The organism is Micromonospora rosaria, assembly GCF_001567585.1.
Taxonomy (GTDB): domain Bacteria; phylum Actinomycetota; class Actinomycetes; order Mycobacteriales; family Micromonosporaceae; genus Micromonospora; species Micromonospora rosaria.
In genome coordinates this window covers 45272-61836 of record NZ_LRQV01000001.1, presented here as the reverse complement: position 1 = coordinate 61836, position 16565 = coordinate 45272, and the positions used below count along the sequence as shown (strand labels likewise).

16 protein-coding genes are annotated in these 16565 nt (G+C 73.7%); 7 read left to right on the top strand and 9 right to left on the bottom strand.

Features of this window, described 5'->3' with window-relative positions; genetic code table 11:
• Window positions 1-4: 4 nt before the first annotated feature.
• From AWW66_RS00305 to AWW66_RS00290, 4 genes are read left to right on the top strand one after another with little or no spacing between them, the layout of a single operon-like run.
• On the top strand, window positions 5-187 hold the full coding sequence (locus AWW66_RS00305) for a hypothetical protein (RefSeq protein ID WP_067359243.1): 183 nt from the start codon (window positions 5-7) through the stop codon (window positions 185-187).
• 35 nt (window positions 188-222) lie between these two features.
• Window positions 223-1989 (top strand): thiamine pyrophosphate-dependent enzyme, encoded by a 1767-nt coding sequence (locus AWW66_RS00300; protein ID WP_067359242.1) that lies wholly within the window; start codon window positions 223-225, stop codon window positions 1987-1989.
• A 32-nt stretch (window positions 1990-2021) separates the two neighbouring features.
• Window positions 2022-5099 (top strand): FAD-binding and (Fe-S)-binding domain-containing protein, encoded by a 3078-nt coding sequence (locus AWW66_RS00295; protein WP_067359241.1) that lies wholly within the window; start codon window positions 2022-2024, stop codon window positions 5097-5099.
• Window positions 5096-6184: an enolase C-terminal domain-like protein gene (locus tag AWW66_RS00290; protein WP_067359314.1), complete on the top strand. Its 1089-nt coding sequence runs from the start codon at window positions 5096-5098 to the stop codon at window positions 6182-6184. The genes AWW66_RS00295 and AWW66_RS00290 overlap by 4 nt, the downstream gene beginning before the upstream one ends.
• A gap of 33 nt (window positions 6185-6217) precedes the next feature.
• Here the strand turns inward: AWW66_RS00290 and AWW66_RS00285 are convergent, their stop codons facing one another.
• The 4 genes from AWW66_RS00285 to AWW66_RS00270 form a co-directional block, all read right to left on the bottom strand.
• Window positions 6218-7984 (bottom strand): glycoside hydrolase family 15 protein, encoded by a 1767-nt coding sequence (locus AWW66_RS00285; protein WP_067359240.1) that lies wholly within the window; start codon window positions 7982-7984, stop codon window positions 6218-6220.
• A gap of 10 nt (window positions 7985-7994) precedes the next feature.
• On the bottom strand, window positions 7995-8981 hold the full coding sequence (locus AWW66_RS00280; protein WP_083978092.1) for a helix-turn-helix transcriptional regulator: 987 nt from the start codon (window positions 8979-8981) through the stop codon (window positions 7995-7997).
• A 78-nt stretch (window positions 8982-9059) separates the two neighbouring features.
• Entirely contained in the window at window positions 9060-10064 is a 1005-nt protein-coding gene (locus tag AWW66_RS00275) for a zinc-dependent alcohol dehydrogenase family protein (protein ID WP_245647802.1), read from the bottom strand.
• 183 nt (window positions 10065-10247) lie between these two features.
• Entirely contained in the window at window positions 10248-10685 is a 438-nt protein-coding gene (locus AWW66_RS00270; RefSeq protein ID WP_067359238.1) for an ArsI/CadI family heavy metal resistance metalloenzyme, read from the bottom strand.
• Between the two features lie 108 nt (window positions 10686-10793).
• Here AWW66_RS00270 and AWW66_RS00265 point away from each other — a divergent pair, with 108 nt between their 5' ends.
• From AWW66_RS00265 to AWW66_RS00255, 3 genes are read left to right on the top strand one after another with little or no spacing between them, the layout of a single operon-like run.
• Window positions 10794-11162, top strand: coding sequence for an ArsR/SmtB family transcription factor (locus AWW66_RS00265; protein WP_067359237.1), 369 nt, complete (start codon window positions 10794-10796; stop codon window positions 11160-11162).
• Window positions 11159-11893, top strand: a complete 735-nt coding sequence (locus AWW66_RS00260; protein WP_211271793.1) for an aquaporin — start codon at window positions 11159-11161, stop codon at window positions 11891-11893. Before AWW66_RS00265 ends, AWW66_RS00260 begins: the two co-directional genes overlap by 4 nt.
• Window positions 11893-12300, top strand: a complete 408-nt coding sequence (locus tag AWW66_RS00255; protein WP_067359236.1) for an arsenate reductase ArsC — start codon at window positions 11893-11895, stop codon at window positions 12298-12300. Before AWW66_RS00260 ends, AWW66_RS00255 begins: the two co-directional genes overlap by 1 nt.
• A 36-nt stretch (window positions 12301-12336) precedes the next feature.
• Here the strand turns inward: AWW66_RS00255 and AWW66_RS00250 are convergent, their stop codons facing one another.
• The 5 genes from AWW66_RS00250 to AWW66_RS00230 are packed head-to-tail and all read right to left on the bottom strand — an operon-like array spanning window position 12337 to window position 16465.
• Entirely contained in the window at window positions 12337-12936 is a 600-nt protein-coding gene (locus tag AWW66_RS00250; protein WP_067359235.1) for a hypothetical protein, read from the bottom strand.
• On the bottom strand, window positions 12933-14252 hold the full coding sequence (locus tag AWW66_RS00245; RefSeq protein WP_067359234.1) for an ABC transporter permease: 1320 nt from the start codon (window positions 14250-14252) through the stop codon (window positions 12933-12935). The genes AWW66_RS00250 and AWW66_RS00245 overlap by 4 nt, the downstream gene beginning before the upstream one ends.
• Window positions 14249-15049: an ABC transporter ATP-binding protein gene (locus AWW66_RS00240; protein ID WP_067359233.1), complete on the bottom strand. Its 801-nt coding sequence runs from the start codon at window positions 15047-15049 to the stop codon at window positions 14249-14251. The genes AWW66_RS00245 and AWW66_RS00240 overlap by 4 nt, the downstream gene beginning before the upstream one ends.
• A 58-nt stretch (window positions 15050-15107) precedes the next feature.
• Window positions 15108-15911 carry a cupin domain-containing protein gene (locus AWW66_RS00235; protein WP_067359232.1) on the bottom strand — a complete coding sequence of 268 codons (804 nt, stop codon included), beginning with the start codon at window positions 15909-15911 and terminating at the stop codon, window positions 15108-15110.
• On the bottom strand, window positions 15908-16465 hold the full coding sequence (locus AWW66_RS00230) for an RNA polymerase sigma factor (RefSeq protein WP_067359231.1): 558 nt from the start codon (window positions 16463-16465) through the stop codon (window positions 15908-15910). The genes AWW66_RS00235 and AWW66_RS00230 overlap by 4 nt, the downstream gene beginning before the upstream one ends.
• Between the last annotated feature and the right edge of the window lie 100 nt (window positions 16466-16565).

Sequence of the window (16565 nt, the reverse complement as noted above, 5' to 3'; positions counted from 1 at the left end):
ACCGGTGGAGCGTGGCAGGTTCGGTGACGTGGTGGTGGGCACGGCCGGCGACGTGGCGGGCGGTGTGGTGGATCCGAAGGCGGCTCTCGGCAAGGTACGGGCCACGGTCGGGCCCCGCGCCCTGCTGGCCCTGGCCGCTGGCCTGGCCCTCGGCTACCTGCTGGCCCGGTCCCGGCTGCGCGCCTGAGGCGGGGCCGTCGGCGGCGGGACGAGGAGGACGACGTGCAGGAGATCGTGGGCGAGAGCCTGGCCCGACGGCTGGTGGCCTGGGGGGTCGACACCGTGTTCGGCCTGCCCGGTGACGGCATCAACGGCCTGATGGAGGGCTTCCGCCGGCAACGGGAGAAGCTGCGCTTCGTGCTGGTGCACCACGAGGAGGCGGCGGCCTTCATGGCCACCGGGTACGCCAAGGCCACCGGGCGGCTCGGGGTGTGCGCGGCCACCTCGGGTCCCGGGGCGATCCACCTGCTCAACGGGCTGTACGACGCCAAGCTCGACCACGTGCCGGTGCTGGCGATCACCGGCATGCAGGAGACCTCGGTGCTGGGCGCGCACTACCAGCAGGAGGTGCACACCACCCACCTCTACCAGGACGTGGCCTCGTACAACCTGATGGTGACCAACCCGCAGCAGATGCCGGCGGTGGTGGACCTGGCGATCCGTGACGCGCTGAGCAAGCGGACGGTGGCTCACCTGAGCTTCCCCAACGACGTGCAGGTGGCGCTCGCCAGTGAGGACCCGTACCGGCACGTCAGTCCGGGCAAGCCGCCGATGAGCGCGGCGCTGCTGTCGTACCCGCACCTGCCCCCGGACCCGCAGGAACTGGCGAGGGCGGCCGAGGTGCTCAAGGCCGGCCGGAAGGTGGCCATGCTGGTCGGGGTGGGTGCCCGGGGGGCCCGCGAGGAGGTGCTCGCGGTGGCCGAGGCGCTCGGCAGCCCGATCGTGAAGACCCTGCCGGGCAAGATGGTGGTGCCCGACGACCATCCGCTCACCACCGGCGGCATCGGCCTGCTCGGCACCGCGCCGAGCGAGGAGCTGATGGAGGAGTGCGACACGCTGCTGATGGTGGGTACCTCCTTCCCGTACGGGAAGTACCTGCCCGCGCCGGGGCAGGCGACGGTGGTGCAGGTCGACGTCGACCCGAGCCTGATCGGGATGCGGCTGCCGGTGGACGCGCCGGTCTGCGCGGACGCCCGGCTGGCGCTGCGGCACCTGCTGCCGCTGCTCACCCACACCCCGGACCGTTCCTTCCTGACGACGTACCAGCGCAAGATGGACACCTGGCGTTCGGAGATGGCCGCCCTGGTGGACCCGCAGCGCTCGCCGATCGCGCCGCAGTACCTGATGGGCTGCATCGACTCCGCCGCCGCCGACGACGCGATCCTCACCTGCGACTCCGGGACGATCGCGACCTGGTCGGCGCGGCACTGGACGATCCGTGGTGACCGTGAGTACTACCTGTCGGGCAACCTGGCGACGATGGCGCCCGGCCTGCCGTACGCCATCGCGATGCAGCACGCCCATCCGGGCCGGCAGGTGATCGCGTACGTCGGGGACGGCGGGTTCGCGATGCTGATGGCCGAGTTCCTCACCGCGGTCCGGCACGGGTTGCCGATCAAGGTGGTCGTGAACAACAACAACTCGTACGGTCAGATCCTCTGGGAGCAGATCATCCTCGGCTACCCGGAGTACGCGGTGCGGCATCGCGAGCCGGAGGCGGACTTCTCCACCTGGGCGCGCGGCTGCGGTGCCTTCGGGGTCAAGGTGACCGACGCGAAGGCCCTGCCGGGGGCCATCCGGGAGGCGCTGGCGTACCCCGGGCCGGCGCTGGTGGACTGCGACGTCAACCCGAACGAACCGCCGATGCCCGGCAGGATCAAGTACGACCAGGCGAAGCACTTCACCGAGGCGTTCCTGCGGGGCCAGCCGCACAAGGTCGCCACCCTCGCCACCGTCGCCCGCGACAAGATCAACGAGCTGCGGTCGTGACCAGGGGGTCGCCCGGCAGACGGGCCACGGTCATGACCGAGGTGCTGCCCGACCCGGTGTTACGCCCCCCTGATCCGGCCCGCGACGTCGACGTGGCCGCGCTCACCGCCGACCTGCGCGCCGAGGTCGACGGGGAGGTCCGGTTCGACGCCGGCTCCCGCGCCGCGTACTCCACCGACGCCTCCAACTACCGCCAGGTGCCGATCGGGGTGGTGGTGCCCCGGACGGTGGACGCGGCGGTGGCCGCCGTGGCCGTCTGCCGTCGGCACGGCGCGCCGCTGACCTCCCGGGGCGGCGGTACCAGCCTGGCCGGCGAGTGCACCAACACCGCCGTGGTCCTGGACTGGTCGAAGTACTGCCACCGGCTGCTGGAGGTCGACGAGCAGGCCCGTACCTGCCTCGTCGAACCCGGCATCGTCCTCGACGAGCTGAACGGCCGGTTGAGACCGACCGGGCTGGAGTTCGGGCCCCGGCCGGCCACCCACAACCACTGCACCCTCGGCGGCATGATCGGCAACAACTCCTGCGGCGCCACGGCCCAACGCGCCGGCAAGGTGGTGGACAACGTCGTCGCCCTGGAGGTGCTGCTCTACGACGGCACCCGCATGTGGGTGGGCGAGACCAGCGACGAGGAGTACGCCCGGATCCAGCACGCCGGTGGCCGCCCGGCGCAGGTGTACCGGCAACTGCGGGCGCTGCGCGACGAGTACCTGGCCGACATCCGTACCCGGTACCCGGACATCCCCCGGCGGGTCTCCGGTTACAACCTGGACAGTCTGCTGCCGGAGAAGAACTTCCACCTCGCCCAGGCCCTGGTCGGGTCGGAGGGCACGCTGGTCACCGTCCTGCGTGCCCGGCTGCGGCTGATCCCGCAGGTCAAGGCCGCCGCCATGGTGTTCCTCAGCTACCCGGACATCGCCGCGGCCGGCGACGACGTGCCGAGGATCCTGGCGCACCAGCCGATCGCGCTGGAGGGGATCGACGACAAGCTGGTCGACCTGGAAAAGCACAAGAGCCTGCACCCGCACGCCCTGCACGAGCTGCCCGAGGGCGGGGCCTGGCTGATGGTGCAGCTCGGCGGCGACACCCCCGAGCAGGCCCGGACGGCCGCCGACCGGCTGATCGCCGCGGTGCGCCGCGACGGTGGACCCCGGGTGCACGAGTTCGCCGACCCGGTCGCCGAGCGGCGGATGTGGGAGATCCGCGACGCGGCGCTGGGCGCGACCACCCGGCTGCCCGACTCGGACTACACCTGGCCGGGGTGGGAGGACTCGGCGGTCGCCCCGGAGCGGCTCGGTGACTACCTGCGCGACCTGGCGGCGCTCTACCGTGCGCACGGCCTCCAGCACGCGTCGGTGTACGGGCACTTCGGGCAGGGTTGTGTGCACTCCCGGATCCCGTTCCGGCTGCGGACCGCCGAGGGGATCGGGGACTTCCGCGACTTCCTGGAACACGCCGCCGACCTGGTCGTGTCCTACGGCGGGTCGTTCTCCGGGGAGCACGGCGACGGGCAGGCCCGTGGCGAGCTGTTGCCCAAGATGTACGGCGAGCGGCTGACCAGGGCGTTCGGCCAGTTCAAGGCGATCTTCGACCCGGACGACCGGATGAACCCGGGCAAGGTGATGCCCCCGTATCCGCTGGACAGCCACCTGCGGCTGGGCGTGGACTACGACCACGACGCCGGGGGCACGGTCTTCGCCTTCCCCGACGACGGGGGCGACTTCGCCGCCGCCGTGCTGCGCTGCGTGGGGGTCGGCAAGTGCCGTCGCCACTCGGGTGGGGTGATGTGCCCCTCCTACATGGTGACCCGGGAGGAGGAGCACTCGACCCGGGGCCGGGCCCGGCTGCTGTTCGAGATGCTCGACGGCACCGCCCGCGACGGCGTGATCGGTGACGGCTGGCGCTCCGACGCGGTCCGCGACGCCCTGGACCTCTGCCTGGCCTGCAAGGGCTGCAAGGCCGACTGCCCGGTCAACGTGGACATGGCCACCTACAAGGCCGAGTTCCTGTCCCACCACTACGCGGGCCGGCTGCGCCCCCGCACGCACTACTCGATGGGCTGGCTGCCGCTGATCGCCACCGCCGCCGGGCGCCTGCCCCGCACGGTCAACGCGCTGACCCACGCGCCCGGGCTCCGCCGGCTGGCCAAGACCATCGGTGGCATCGACCAGCGGCGCGACATCCCGCTCTTCGCGCCGGAGTCGTTCCAGCGGTGGTTCGCCCGCCGCGCCCCGGGCGGCGACGGCTCCCGGGGCGAGGTGCTGCTGTGGCCGGACACCTTCACCAACCGTTTCCACCCGGGGGTGGCCCAGGCAGCGGTCGAGGTCCTGGAGGCGGCCGGGTGGCGGGTACGCGTCCCGGACGCCCCGGTGTGCTGCGGCCTGACCTGGATCTCCACCGGGCAGCTCGGTGTCGCCAAGCGGGTGCTGCGGCGTACGGTCGAGGTCCTGCGACCGCACCTGCGGGCCGGTACCCGGGTGGTGGGGTTGGAGCCGAGCTGCACGGCGGTGTTCCGCAGCGACGCCCACGAGCTGTTCCCGGCCGACGACGACGTCACCCGGCTGCGGGAGCAGACCGTCACCCTCGCCGAACTGCTGCACGACCACAGCCCCGGCTGGCAGCCACCCCACCTCGACGCGCACGCCCTGATCCAGACCCACTGCCACCACCACGCGATCCTCGGCACCGCCGCCGACCAGGCCGTGCTGGCCGCCGCCGGGGTGGACGCCGAGTTCCTCGACTCCGGCTGCTGCGGGCTGGCCGGCAACTTCGGGTTCGAGCAGGGGCACCACGAGGTCTCCGAGGCGTGCGCGGAGCGGGTGCTGCTGCCCGCCGTCCGCGACGCCACCGAGACGGACGTGATCCTCGCCGACGGTTTCAGCTGCCGTACCCAGGTCGAGCAGAGCGCCGCCGCCGGCCGGGCGGCGATCCACCTGGCCGAGCTGTTGCGCGGCGGCCTGCACGACGACACCGTGCCGGTCCGGCCCGAGCGTCTCTGGGCCGCCCGGCCACGGCCTCCCGGGGCGCTGTCCCGGTGGCTGGCGGTCGGTCTGGTGGCGGCCACCGGGCTGGCCTCGGCGGCGGCGCTGGCGCGCCGGTGGGCGCGGTGACCGGGATCCGGCTGACCGCCGAGGCGTACCGGGTCCCCACCGACGCGCCGGAGGGCGACGGCACCCTCGCCTGGAGCAGCACCACCCTGGTGCTGGTCCGGGCGCAGGCGGACGGGCACACCGGCTTCGGTTGGACGTACGGGCCGGTGGCCGTCGTCGCCGTGGTGGCGGACCTGCTCGCCCCGACGGTCGTCGACCTCGATCCGGACGAGGTGCCGGCGGCCTGGACGAGCATGCAGCGGCGGCTGCGCAACGCCGGCCGACCCGGTGTCGCCGGGCTCGCCCTGTCGGCGGCCGACTGCGCCCTGTGGGACCTCAAGGCCCGCCGGCACGGCCTGCCGCTGGCCCGGCTGCTCGGCACCGCCCGCCGGGCGGTGCCCGTCTACGGCAGCGGCGGCTTCACCACCTACGACGCCGACCGGCAGCACCGGCAGCTCGCCGGCTGGGTGCACGAGCAGGGCATTCCCCGGGTGAAAATCAAGATCGGCGAGTCGTGCGGTACCCGGGTGGAGCGGGACCTGGCCCGGATGACGGCCGCGCGCCGCACCATCGGCGACGGCGCGGAGCTGTTCGTCGACGCCAACGGCGCGTACCAGCGCAAGCAGGCCGTCCGGGTGGCGCACGCCGTGGTCGACCTGGACGTGCGCTGGTACGAGGAGCCGGTCAGCTCCGACGACCTGCCCGGCCTCGGCCTGGTCCGCGACCGGGTCACCCCCGACGTGACGGCCGGCGAGTACGGGTTCGACCTGGCCTACTTCCACCGGATGGCCCCGTACGTGGACTGCCTGCAGATCGACGTCACCCGCTGCGGCGGGATCAGCGAGTTCCTGCGGGTCGCCGCAGTGGCCGACGCCGCCGGGATCCAGGTGTCCGGGCACTGCGCGCCGCACCAGCACCTGCCGGTCGCCGCCGCCGTGGCCAACCTGCGGCACCTGGAGTGGTTCCACGACCACGTGCGCATCGAGGCGATGTTCTTCGACGGCGCGGCGTCGGCCACGGGTGGCAGCGTCCCGGTGCCGCTGGAGCGGCCCGGCACCGGCCTGGAGTTCCGCGCCGAACAGGCGCAGCGGTACCGGGTGGCCTGAAGCGCCGGCACCGGCCCGCCCGGTCGGGTGCGGTCACCGGCAGGGGTCGACCTGGCCGATCGTCACCGCCGTCTCCAGCATCAACGCGTGCACGAACCCCTGCGGCAGGTTGCCGCGCAGCTGTCGCTGCTGCACGTCGTACTCCTCGGTGTAGAGGCCCGGCGGGCCGCACGCCGCCCGGTTGCGTTCGAACCAGCGGTTCGCGCCGGCCACGTCCCCGGCCTGCCAGGCGGCCAGGGCGGCGGCGAAGCCGCAGAGCAGGAACGCGCCCTCGGCGTCGCCGAGGGGCCGCCGGTCGGGCCGGAACCGGTACAGGTAACCGTCCTGCTCCAGTTCGGCGATGACCGCCCGGCGGGTGCGGTCCACACGCGGGTCGTGCGGTGGGAGCGCCCCCCGGATGCCGGGCAGCAGCAACGCGGCGTCGACCCGGTCGTCGTCGTAGGCGCGCCGCCAGTGGCCGGTGGCGGCGAGGGCGTTCGCCGAGACGTCGGCGAGGATCCGGTCGGCCAGGGCCGACCAGTGGGCGGCCGACGGCGGCGCGGCGACCTGGGCCGCCGTCCGCAGCCCGGCCACGCAGGTCAGTTTCGAGTGGGTCCACTGCCGGGGGGACAGCTCCCAGATCCCGGAGTCCGGCTGTGACCAGCGCCGCCCGATCGCGTCGGCGGCGACCCGCATGGCGTGCTGGCCGTCGGCGTCGAGCCGGTCGTGGCGCTGCGCGGCGGCCAGCACCATCAGCACCTCACCGAAGGAGTCGAGTTGCAGTTGGCCGCGTACCCAGTTGCCGGTGCGGACCCGGCCACCCGGGTAGCCGGCCAGCGGCAGCGGCTGTTCCCGGGGCACCGGATCGCCGGTGACGGTGTACGCCGGGGCGAGGTGGTCCCCGTCGGCCAGCACCCGAGCGGTGAAGAAGGCGACGGCGTCGTCGAGCAGGTCGTACCGGCCGACCAGCGCGGCGGCCTGGCCGGCGAAGGACTGGTCGCGGATCCACGCGTACCGGTAGTCGTAGTTGCGGCCGGCCAGGGCCCGCTCGGGGAGGGCGGTGGTGGCGGCGGCGACCATGCCGCCGCCCGGTCGGGTCATGCCCCGCAGCACGGCGTAGGCCAACGTCGCGTCGCGCCGGGCCGGCCCGTTCAGGGACGGGATCACCGAGGCCCAGTGCTGCTCCGTGGTCCGCCACAGTTCGGCGGCCGACTCGTGCGCCGGGTCGAGGGTGTCGTTCGCGATCTCCAGGACCAGGTCGTGGTGACCGCCCGGGGGGATCGTCAGCTCCCCCGCGAGAAAGCCCTGCTGGTCCTGGTGCAGCCGGGCGCCGCCCTGCAGGCGCAGGTGCAGGTTGCCGGTACGGGCCCGCCACCGGTCACCGTCGCGGGCGGCGTCGCGCACGGGTTCCCGGCCGAAGCCGGCCCGGGGGTCCACCACCACCCGCACCCGCGCCGGCCTGTCCAGGGCACGGATCTGGCGCAACAGCACCAGCCGGTCCGCCTCGCCGGGAAAGGCCAGGGCCTCCCGGGACTCGATGATCCCGTCCCCGGTGACCCACCGGCTGCGCCAGATCAACGATCCTGGCTCGTAGTAGCCACCCCAGACGAAGCGGTCGGCCGCCGGGGCGACCCGGAACCGGCCCGCCCCGTCGAGCAGCGCGCTGAAGACCGCCGGGTCGGACCAGCCGGGGGCGCAGAGCCAGGCGATGTCCCCGCCGGGGTCGATCAGCGCGCCACGGTGCCCGTCGGCGAGCAGCGCGTAGTTGCGCAGGACCGCCGGCATCCTGCCGGTGCTCGGGGTCGCCTCCGTCCGGGACATCGCGGCACGGTCACCGGGTGGGTCCGCGCCGCCGGCCGGGTACCCGGTCGGTCGGGTCCGGCGCGGCGGGCGCCCGGTCGGTCGGGTCCGCGCGCGGGCGCGTGGTGTCCGGCATGTCGTCCCGTCCGGCGTCGTCGGTGTCCGGGTCGGCGAGGGCCCGTCCGGTCGCCGCCCAGCTCGCCAGCAGGGCGAGCCGGTCGGCGGAGGCGGAGCCCTCGTCGACGCTGAAGGTGGTGACGAAGGTGCCGGCTTCGCCGGGCATCTCGAACACGTCGAAGGTGACCTCGATCTCGCCCACCTCTGGATGGCGGAGGGTCTTGCGGCCGGTGCGGTGCTCGTGCACGTCCCGGGCGGCCCAGTCGGCGCGGAACTGCGGGCTGCGGGTCGACAGCTCCCCGATCAGGGCGGTGAGGTCGCTGTTGAGGGGGTCACGGCCGGCCTCCAGTCGGAGCATCGCGGCGGTCGTCCGCCGGGCCAGCGGCCAGTCCACGTAGTAGTCCCGCGCCCGTCGGTCGAGGAAGACGAACCTGGCCAGGTTCGGCTGCTCGGCCTCGAAGTGGGGCGAGAAGAGGGCGCGGCCCATGAGGTTCGAGGCGATGAGGTCCTGGTGTGCGGTGTACACGATGGCGGGGACGGCCAGGTTGTCCAGGACGCGTTGCACCGAGGTGCGCAGGGCCGGGGTGATCGTCTTCCTGGACCGCGCCGGCGAGCCGGCCGGGGCGGTGCGGGCCAGGTCGAACAGGTGCTGCCGCTCGACGTCGTCGAGCTGCAACGCCCGTGCGACCGCGTTCAGCACGCTCTCGGACGCGCCCCGGATGTTGCCGCGTTCGAGGCGGGTGTAGTAGTCGAGGCTGACCCCGGCGAGCAGGGCGACCTCCTCGCGTCGCAGGCCCGGCACCCGGCGTTCCCCACCGAAGTCGGGCAGGCCCGCCTGCTCGGGCGTCACGTGCGCGCGCCGGGAGATCAGGAACTCCCGCACCTCGTCCTTGCTGCTCATGGCCTCAACGGTAGGGCGGTGCCGGGGTGGGGTGGGGGGTTCTGGCAGGACCCCCCACCCCATCGGGAAGGGTGCGCCTCAGAGGGTGAGGAGGACCTTGGTGGCGCGGCGCTCGTCCATCGCCTGGTAGCCCTCCGCGGCCCGCTCCAGCGGCAGGGTGAGGTCGAACACCAGGCCCGGGTCGATGGTGCGGTCCCAGATCATCCGGATCAGCTCCGGCAGGTAGCGGCGTACCGGGGCGGGCCCGCCGAGGGTGTGGATGCCGGCGAAGAACAGCTGGATGCCGGGGATCGTGACGTCGTAGTTGACGCCGACGTACCCCAGGTGGCCGCCGCCCCGGGTGGCGCCCACGGCCTGCATGAACGACTCCTGGGTGCCGACCGCCTCGACGACGGAGTGCGCGCCGAGCCCGCCGGTCAGCTCCTTGATCCGGGCGACGCCCTCGTCCCCGCGCTCGGTGACGATGTCGGTGGCGCCGTAGTGGCGGGCGAGCTTCTGCCGTTCCGGGTGGCGCGACATCGCGATGATCCGTTCCGCGCCCAGGTGCTTGGCCGCGAGGATCGCCATCAGACCGACGGCGCCGTCCCCGACGACCGCGACGGTCTTGCCGGGGCCGGCCTGGGCCGCGTCGGCGGCGAACCAGCCGGTCCCCAGGACGTCGGAGGCCGCCAGCAGCGCCGGCACGAGGTCCGCGTCCGGTTCGCCCGGGGTCGCCACGAGCGTGCCGTCGGCGTACGGGATGCGGGCCTTCTCCGCCTGGGTGCCGATCTGGGCCACGAACTCCGCGTGCACGCACTTCGACTGGAAGCCGGCCCGGCAGATCTCGCAGGTGTTGTCCGAGATGACGAAGGAGCCGACGACGAAGTCGCCCGGCTTGATCGTCGTCACCTCGTCCCCGACCTCTTCCACCACACCGACGTACTCGTGTCCCATCACCTGGTGGTCGGCGGGTTCGATGCCCCGGTAGGGCCACAGGTCCGAGCCGCAGATGCACGTCGCGGTCAGCCGGATGACCGCGTCGGTCGGGTCGATGATCGTCGGGTCCTCGCGGTCCTCGACCCGGACGTCCCCGGCCGAGTACATCACCACGCCACGCATGCTGGTCCTCACTTCCCTGGCTACACGTCGTCACCGTCTCGCACGGGCGGCTGCGGGTCCGCTGACTTCGCAGGGCCCGTGATCACGACGGTACGCAGCGACGACGGCTCGCCGGGAGGTTCTGCCAGTCCCCCTCAGGACGGGGTCGGCGGACACGGACCGTGCGGGTCAGCCGCAGCTGTCGGTGGTACCGGAGGCGGGGGTGCAGCAGTCGCTGTCGGTGACCTTCGCCAGGTGGTCGGAGTCGGCCTTGACGGTGTAGACCTCCCAGGGCTCATCGCCGGGGCCACGGACCCAGACCTTGTCCTGGAGGGCGTAGCAGCACTCGGTGCTGTTCTCCTCCAGGGTGATCAGGCCGGACTCGGTGAGGCGCGCCGTGGCGGCGGTGACCTCGTCGGTGCTGGACACCTCGACGCCCAGGTGGTCCAGCACGGTCGGCTGGTCGGGCTCGCCTTCGAGGAGGACGAGCTTCAGCGGTGGGTTCTGGATGGCGAAGTTGGCGTAGCCGGGGCGGCGCTTGGCCGGCTCGACGCCGAACAGCTTCGTGTAGAAGGCGACGGAGCCTTCGAGGTCGGACACGCGCAGGGCGAGTTGAGCGCGGGACATGCTTCTCCTTCTGACAGGGTTTCCGGTCGCCGCTTCGATCCTTGCCTAGATGGTTTTCGAAGCAGGGCCCACGTTGCCCGCTGTTTCGAAATCTGTCAACCTAGGCGCATGTCGAAACAAGCCCTGCCGGTGGTCGACCTGGAGGCCGTGGCCTGCTGCGCCCCGATCGCGGTCCGCCCGATGGACGACGACCAGGCGGCCGTGGTCGCCCCGATGTTCAAGGCCCTGGGCGACCCGGTCCGGCTACGACTGATGTCGATGATCGCCTCCGTACCGGAGATCTGCGTCTGCGACCTGACCCCGGCGTTCGACCTGTCCGGGCCGACCATCTCCCACCACCTCAAGGTGCTGCGCGACGCGGGCCTGGTCGACTCCGAGCGGCGCGGCACCTGGGTCTGGTACCGGGTCCGCCCGGAGGCCTTCCGACAGCTCGGCGCGCTGCTGGACGTCCCCTCCGCCGCCCAGGCCACCGGGTGAGCCTCGCCCTGACCCGGCGGGCGTCCGCGGAGTTCGCCGGTACGGCGATGCTCGTCACCGCCGTCGTGGGCTCCGGGATCGCCGCCGCCCGCCTCTCCCCCACCGACGTCGGACTCCAACTCCTGGAGAACGCGGTCGCCACCGCCCTCGCACTGGGCGCGCTGATCCTGGTGTTCGGGCCGGTGTCGGGCGCGCACCTCAACCCGGTCGTCTCCGCCGTCGACTGGTGGCTCGGCCGCCGCTTCGGCACCGGCCTGAGCGTCCGGGACCTCGCCGCCTACGTACCCGCGCAGGTCGCCGGGGCCGTCGCGGGGGCGGTGCTGGCCGACGTCATGTTCGGTCTTCCGGCGGTCACCTGGTCCCGCACCGACCGCTCCGGCGCGAACCTGTGGCTGGCCGAGGTCGTCGCCACCGCCGGACTCGTCGTGCTGGTCTTCGCCCTCGCCCGCACCGGACGCACCACCGCGGCGCCGGCCGCCGTGGGCGCCTACATCGGCGCGGCGTACTGGTTCACCTCCTCGACCTCGTTCGCCAACCCCGCGGTCACCGTCGGCCGCACGTTCACCGACACCTTCGCCGGCATCGCCCCCACCTCCGTACCCGGCTTCGTCGCCGCCCAACTCGTCGGCGGCCTCGTCGCCGTCGCCGCCCTCGCTGCCTGGTACCCCCACGCCGGGCACACCGCCGACGCCGTGGTCGTGCCCCACCCCATTCGAGAGAGCGCACCCTGATGACCGAGAAGCCCACCGTCCTGTTCGTCTGCGTGCACAACGCCGGCCGCTCCCAGATGGCCGCCGGCTGGCTGCGCCACCTCGCCGGCGACACCGTCGAGGTCCGTTCCGCCGGCAGCGAACCCACCGACCGGATCAACCCCGCCGCCGTCGAGGCCATGGCCGAGGTCGGCATCGACATCACCGACCAGACCCCGACCCGGCTCACCTGGGACACCGCCGAGGCCAGCGACGTCATCGTCACCATGGGCTGCGGCGACGCCTGCCCCGTTTTCCCCGGCAAACGGTACGAGGACTGGACACTCGCCGACCCCGCCGGCCAACCCCTCGACCTCGTCCGCGAGATCCGCGACGACATCAGGACCCGGGTCGTCGACCTGCTCGCCGGCCTGCGACGGGCCCGCTGAGCAGCACTGCCCAGCGGGCCACCGGCCACGACCCGGTCAGGTGATCTGCTCGGACGGCTCCCGGCGGGCCGGGCCGGCGATCGAGTAGCCGATCAGCCCGCCGAGGGCGAGCACCGTCGCCATCACGAGGGCGGGGTTGTCGTCAGGTGGCTGGCCCTGCCACGTCACGGCCGATCCCCAGGTGCCCTCCTGCGGGTACAGGGCGGCGACGATGGTCCAGCCCAGCGGCAGGAACCAGGACCGGGCGGCGCCGAACACCGCCGCGCACAGCGCGGTCAGCCCCAGCAGGCCGACGGCGGTGCGGGCCACCAGCGCGGCCGGGCCGAACCGGGCTCCGGTGTGCAGGGTGGCGAGCAGCACGACGAGGACGACCACCAGGCCGGCGAGCAGGTGCGCCGCGCGCCGCCAGGGCCAGCGTACCGACGCGGTCCGGTCCAGGTCCTCGTCCGGGCCGGCCAGGGTGGTGGAGAGGACCGCCACCATCAGCAGGACGGTCATCACGACCGTTGCCGGGGCGACGTCCCGCTCGTCGGCGAGGGCCAGCCACAGGCTCCAGAGCACCGCCGCGCCGCCGAGGGACGCGGCGAGGGTCCGGGGGACGCGCCGGGAGCGCAGGTACAGCACCACCCCGGTCACCGGGGGCTCCGGGACAGCAGTCCGGTGGTGTCCGCACAGGCCAGGACGGCGTCGCGGACGGCCGTCACCCGGGCCAGCGCCTCGTCGTCGGAGAGCGCGCGCAGCCCCTGCCACAGCGTGACCGCCCCGGCGTTGGTCTCGGCGTCCTCCTCGACACCGAGATCCGGCTGTGGCTCCCGGCCGAGAAGCCAGGAGGCCGCGGCACGTTCGACGGCCGGGTTGCGGTTGCGGCAGGTCCCGTCGTACTCGACGCCCAACCTGGTGACGATCTCGGGAACCACGGCGGCGGGATGGGCCAGCCCACCGCGCCTGTCGATCCGGACCGGGATCGTGACGACGCCGTCCGGGGTCGGCCGGTCCTCGCGGAGCCGGTACGTGGTGGTGTCCTCGTGCACGGCGGTCGGTGCGTCGGGCATTCTCGCCAGCACCGCCAGGCCCTCCCGGGCCAACGGGGTCAGGGCGTCGAGGACGGTGGCGTGGACCCGGCTGACGCAGACCGTCGGGGTGTCGTCGGTGCACACCAGTTCCCGCGCGACCGGGTCGACCGGCTGGTCGAGCACGGCCGGGTCCCGGGGGACGACCGTGGCCGCCACGGTGAGCCCGAGCAGCACCGGCACCAGCGCCGCGGTACGGGCCCGCCAGCCACCGGCGACCAGCAGCAGCACGCCGGTGCCGGCGAGCGCGGCCAGCCAGATCGCGAGGGCGGCACTGACCTGGTTGTCGATCGTCTGGTAGTGGTGGAACTGGCTCGTGCCGTGGATCGGGGAGATGGCTGCGGCCAGCCAGTCCGGAGAGACGAAGGAGCTGGCGAAGACCAGGAGGACGCCGGCCACGCCGAGCGTCGGGGCGGTCGCGGGGGCGGGGAGCGTCCGCCCGATGCCCAGGCCGAGCCACGCCGCGCCGATGAGGGCCAGCACGCCGACCCCGGTGACGACGGCGACGTTCAGCACGGGCAGGTACCGGTCGGTGGTGAAGATCCAGGCGACGCCCGCAGCGGTGACCAGCAGGTAGGCGACGGTGAGGGTGATGGCCATCGCGCCGAGGACCGGCAGCATCCGCTGGGCGCGGGGCCGGGCGGTGGTGGCGAACAGTTCGCCGACCTTCGTCCGGTGCTCCCGGCGGCCCTGCCAGGCGCCGGCGGCGAGGGCGAGCGGCCACATCAGGATCAGGTACTCGCGGATGGCGATGGCCAGCGCCATCCAGCCGGTCGACCAGCGGCCGGGGGCCACGTAGAGGGCGACGACCCCGGCCGCCACGGTGGTCAGCGCGGCACCGAGCGCGGCGGAACGGCGCAGTTCGACACCGAGGATGCTCATCGGGCGGCCTCCGCGCGGTGCCGGCGCAGGACGGCGGAGTAGCCGCGTTCGGCCGGGCTGTCGCCCGCGTGGCTGTGGTCGCCCTGCGTGGTCAGGCCCTCGGGGGTGCCCTGCCACACCAGGCGGCCCTCGTTGATCACGACGACGTCGGTGCAGGCCGCCGCCACGTCCTCGACCAGGTGGGTGGAGACCAGGACGCAGCTGTCGGTGCCGAGGTCCCGCAGCAGTTCACGGAAGTCGAGTCGCTGTTCCGGGTCGAGGCCGACGGTCGGCTCGTCGAGCAGCAGGATCTGCGGGTCGTTGACGATGGCCTGCGCGATGCCGGCCCGGCGCAGCATGCCTCCGGAGAGGGTCTTCAGTCGGGCGTCGGCTCGGCTGGTCAACCCGACCCGGTCGACGGCCCGCTGCACCGCCGCCGGGATGGTGGCCTTGGGCATCTCCTTGAGCCAGGCCATGTAGCCGACGAACTCGCGGACCGTGAAGCGCGGGTAGAAGCCGAAGTGCTGCGGCAGGTACCCCAGGGCGCGGCGTACCGGTCGCAGCTCGGCGCGGCCGTCGACCGGGCGTCCGAGCAGGGTCAGCCGTCCGCCGGCCGGGGTCAGGACGGTGGCCAGGGCCCGCATCAGGGTGGTCTTTCCCGCGCCGTTCGGACCGAGCAGCCCGTGGACGCCGGTGGTCAGGGCCAGGTCGAGGCCGTTGACGGCCAGTTGCCGCCCGGCCCGGACCTGTAGTCCGTCGGCGTGGATCGCCCAGGGATGGGTGGTGGCGGCCGTCTCGGCCGCGCGCACAGCACGCATCGTCGTCTCCTTCGTGCGCTGGTGGGGCGTGGGGTCGGGGTTGCGTGGCGGGGATCGCCTAGTCGTGGTGGGCGAGTCGGCGGAATCCGTCGACCCGGAAGAGCGCCGTCACGGTGAGGAGCACGGTGGCCAGCGCCCAGATGCCGGCGCTGTCCGGTTCCAGCAGCGCCGGGGTCCGGGCGGCGGCGAGGCTGGGTGCGACCACGACGAGCGCCCAGGTCGCGATCAGTCCGGTCGCGGCCCGGCGGACGCCGACGAGGGTCCCCAGCAGGAGGGTGGCGGCGGTGAACGCCAGGCAGGGCAGCAGCGTCAGCGCCAGCGACACTCCGGTGCCGGCGCCCACGAGGGCGAGGGCGGGGATGACGCAGGCCAGCACCGCCGCGGTACGGCGCAGCAGCATGGTCAGACCGGCGGCGGGGGTGGCGGCGATCAGTTCCCAGGCCGGGTCGGCGCGGCGGTGCCAGGCGACCGCCACGCCGGGTAGCGGCGCCAGCGGCGCGATCAGCAGTACCAGCGAGGGCAGTCCGGCGCGCAGCGAGCTGAGCGCGGCGGCGCAGGCGAGCACCGCGGCGGTCATGGCCAGCCACGGCGACAGCGTGCCGACCAGCCAGCGGTGGCGCAGCACGGACCAGGACCGGCTCCGGGCGGCCGGTACCGGCGTGGCGGCGATCTCCCGGTCCAGGCTCGCCGCGACCCGGTCGATCAGGGCTTGGGTGTCGGCGGTGGTGCTGCCAGCCAGCCGGGCCCGGCAGTCGGCGCAGTCTTCGAGGTGCGCCTCGATCGCCCAGACGCTGGCCTCGTCGAGGCCGGGGTCGGCGGCGGCGTACCGGTGGAGGTGGGACGGGCTGGGGTGGGTGCTCACGACAGGGCCTCCCGCAGGGCGATCCGGGCTCGGCGGACCCGGGACTTGACGGTGTTCTCCGGGACGCCCAGCAGCACGGCCGCCTCGCGTGGCGAGAGTCCGTCGAGGACCGTGGCCCGCAGGGCGGCGCGGACCTCGGGCGGCAGGACGAGCAGGGCCTGTTCCAGTTCCTGTCCCACCCGGGCGGCCATCACCTCGTCCTCGGCGGCCGGGGCGGTGCTGGGCGTGAGCTGCACCGGCGGCACCTGCGCGGTGCGGGCCCGGCGGCGGAACGCGTCGACCAGGCGGTGGGCGGCGATGGTCCAGAGCCAGCCCACCGCGCTCCCCCGGGCCCCGCCGCCGCTGCCGGTCCGGGCGCCGGAGAAGCTGCCCGCGGCCCGCCAGACCGTCAGGTACGTGTCCTGGAGCACCTCGGCGACGACGTCGGGGTCGGCGCACCGGCGGCGCAGGCGCACCTCCAGCCACGGCGCGGTACGCCGGTAGAGCTCGTCGAACGCCCGCCGGTCCCCGCGGGCCACCCGACGGACGAGTTCGCCCTCGTCGGGGCCGTCCATGCCTGTCCTCACGGTCGGTAAGACGACGGGCTCGTCCGGATCGGGTCCCGGTCCGGCGTGATCGCCGTCACGTCGGACTCCTACGGGCAGTGTGGGACCC

Bases quoted from the DNA above. Each gene is read 5' to 3' on its own strand.
- AWW66_RS00240 (WP_067359233.1), bottom strand. From the start codon at position 15,049: ATGCGTGCTGTGCGCGCGGCCGAGACGGCCGCCACCACCCATCCCTGG.
- AWW66_RS00275 (WP_245647802.1), bottom strand. From the start codon at position 10,064: ATGTACTCGGCCGGGGACGTCCGGGTCGAGGACCGCGAGGACCCGACG.
- AWW66_RS00265 (WP_067359237.1), top strand. From the start codon at position 10,794: ATGTCGAAACAAGCCCTGCCGGTGGTCGACCTGGAGGCCGTGGCCTGC.
- AWW66_RS00230 (WP_067359231.1), bottom strand. From the start codon at position 16,465: ATGGACGGCCCCGACGAGGGCGAACTCGTCCGTCGGGTGGCCCGCGGG.
- AWW66_RS00270 (WP_067359238.1), bottom strand. From the start codon at position 10,685: ATGTCCCGCGCTCAACTCGCCCTGCGCGTGTCCGACCTCGAAGGCTCC.
- AWW66_RS00295 (WP_067359241.1), top strand. From the start codon at position 2,022: ATGACCGAGGTGCTGCCCGACCCGGTGTTACGCCCCCCTGATCCGGCC.
- AWW66_RS00255 (WP_067359236.1), top strand. From the start codon at position 11,893: ATGACCGAGAAGCCCACCGTCCTGTTCGTCTGCGTGCACAACGCCGGC.
- AWW66_RS00245 (WP_067359234.1), bottom strand. From the start codon at position 14,252: ATGAGCATCCTCGGTGTCGAACTGCGCCGTTCCGCCGCGCTCGGTGCC.
- AWW66_RS00280 (WP_083978092.1), bottom strand. From the start codon at position 8,981: ATGAGCAGCAAGGACGAGGTGCGGGAGTTCCTGATCTCCCGGCGCGCG.
- AWW66_RS00285 (WP_067359240.1), bottom strand. From the start codon at position 7,984: ATGTCCCGGACGGAGGCGACCCCGAGCACCGGCAGGATGCCGGCGGTC.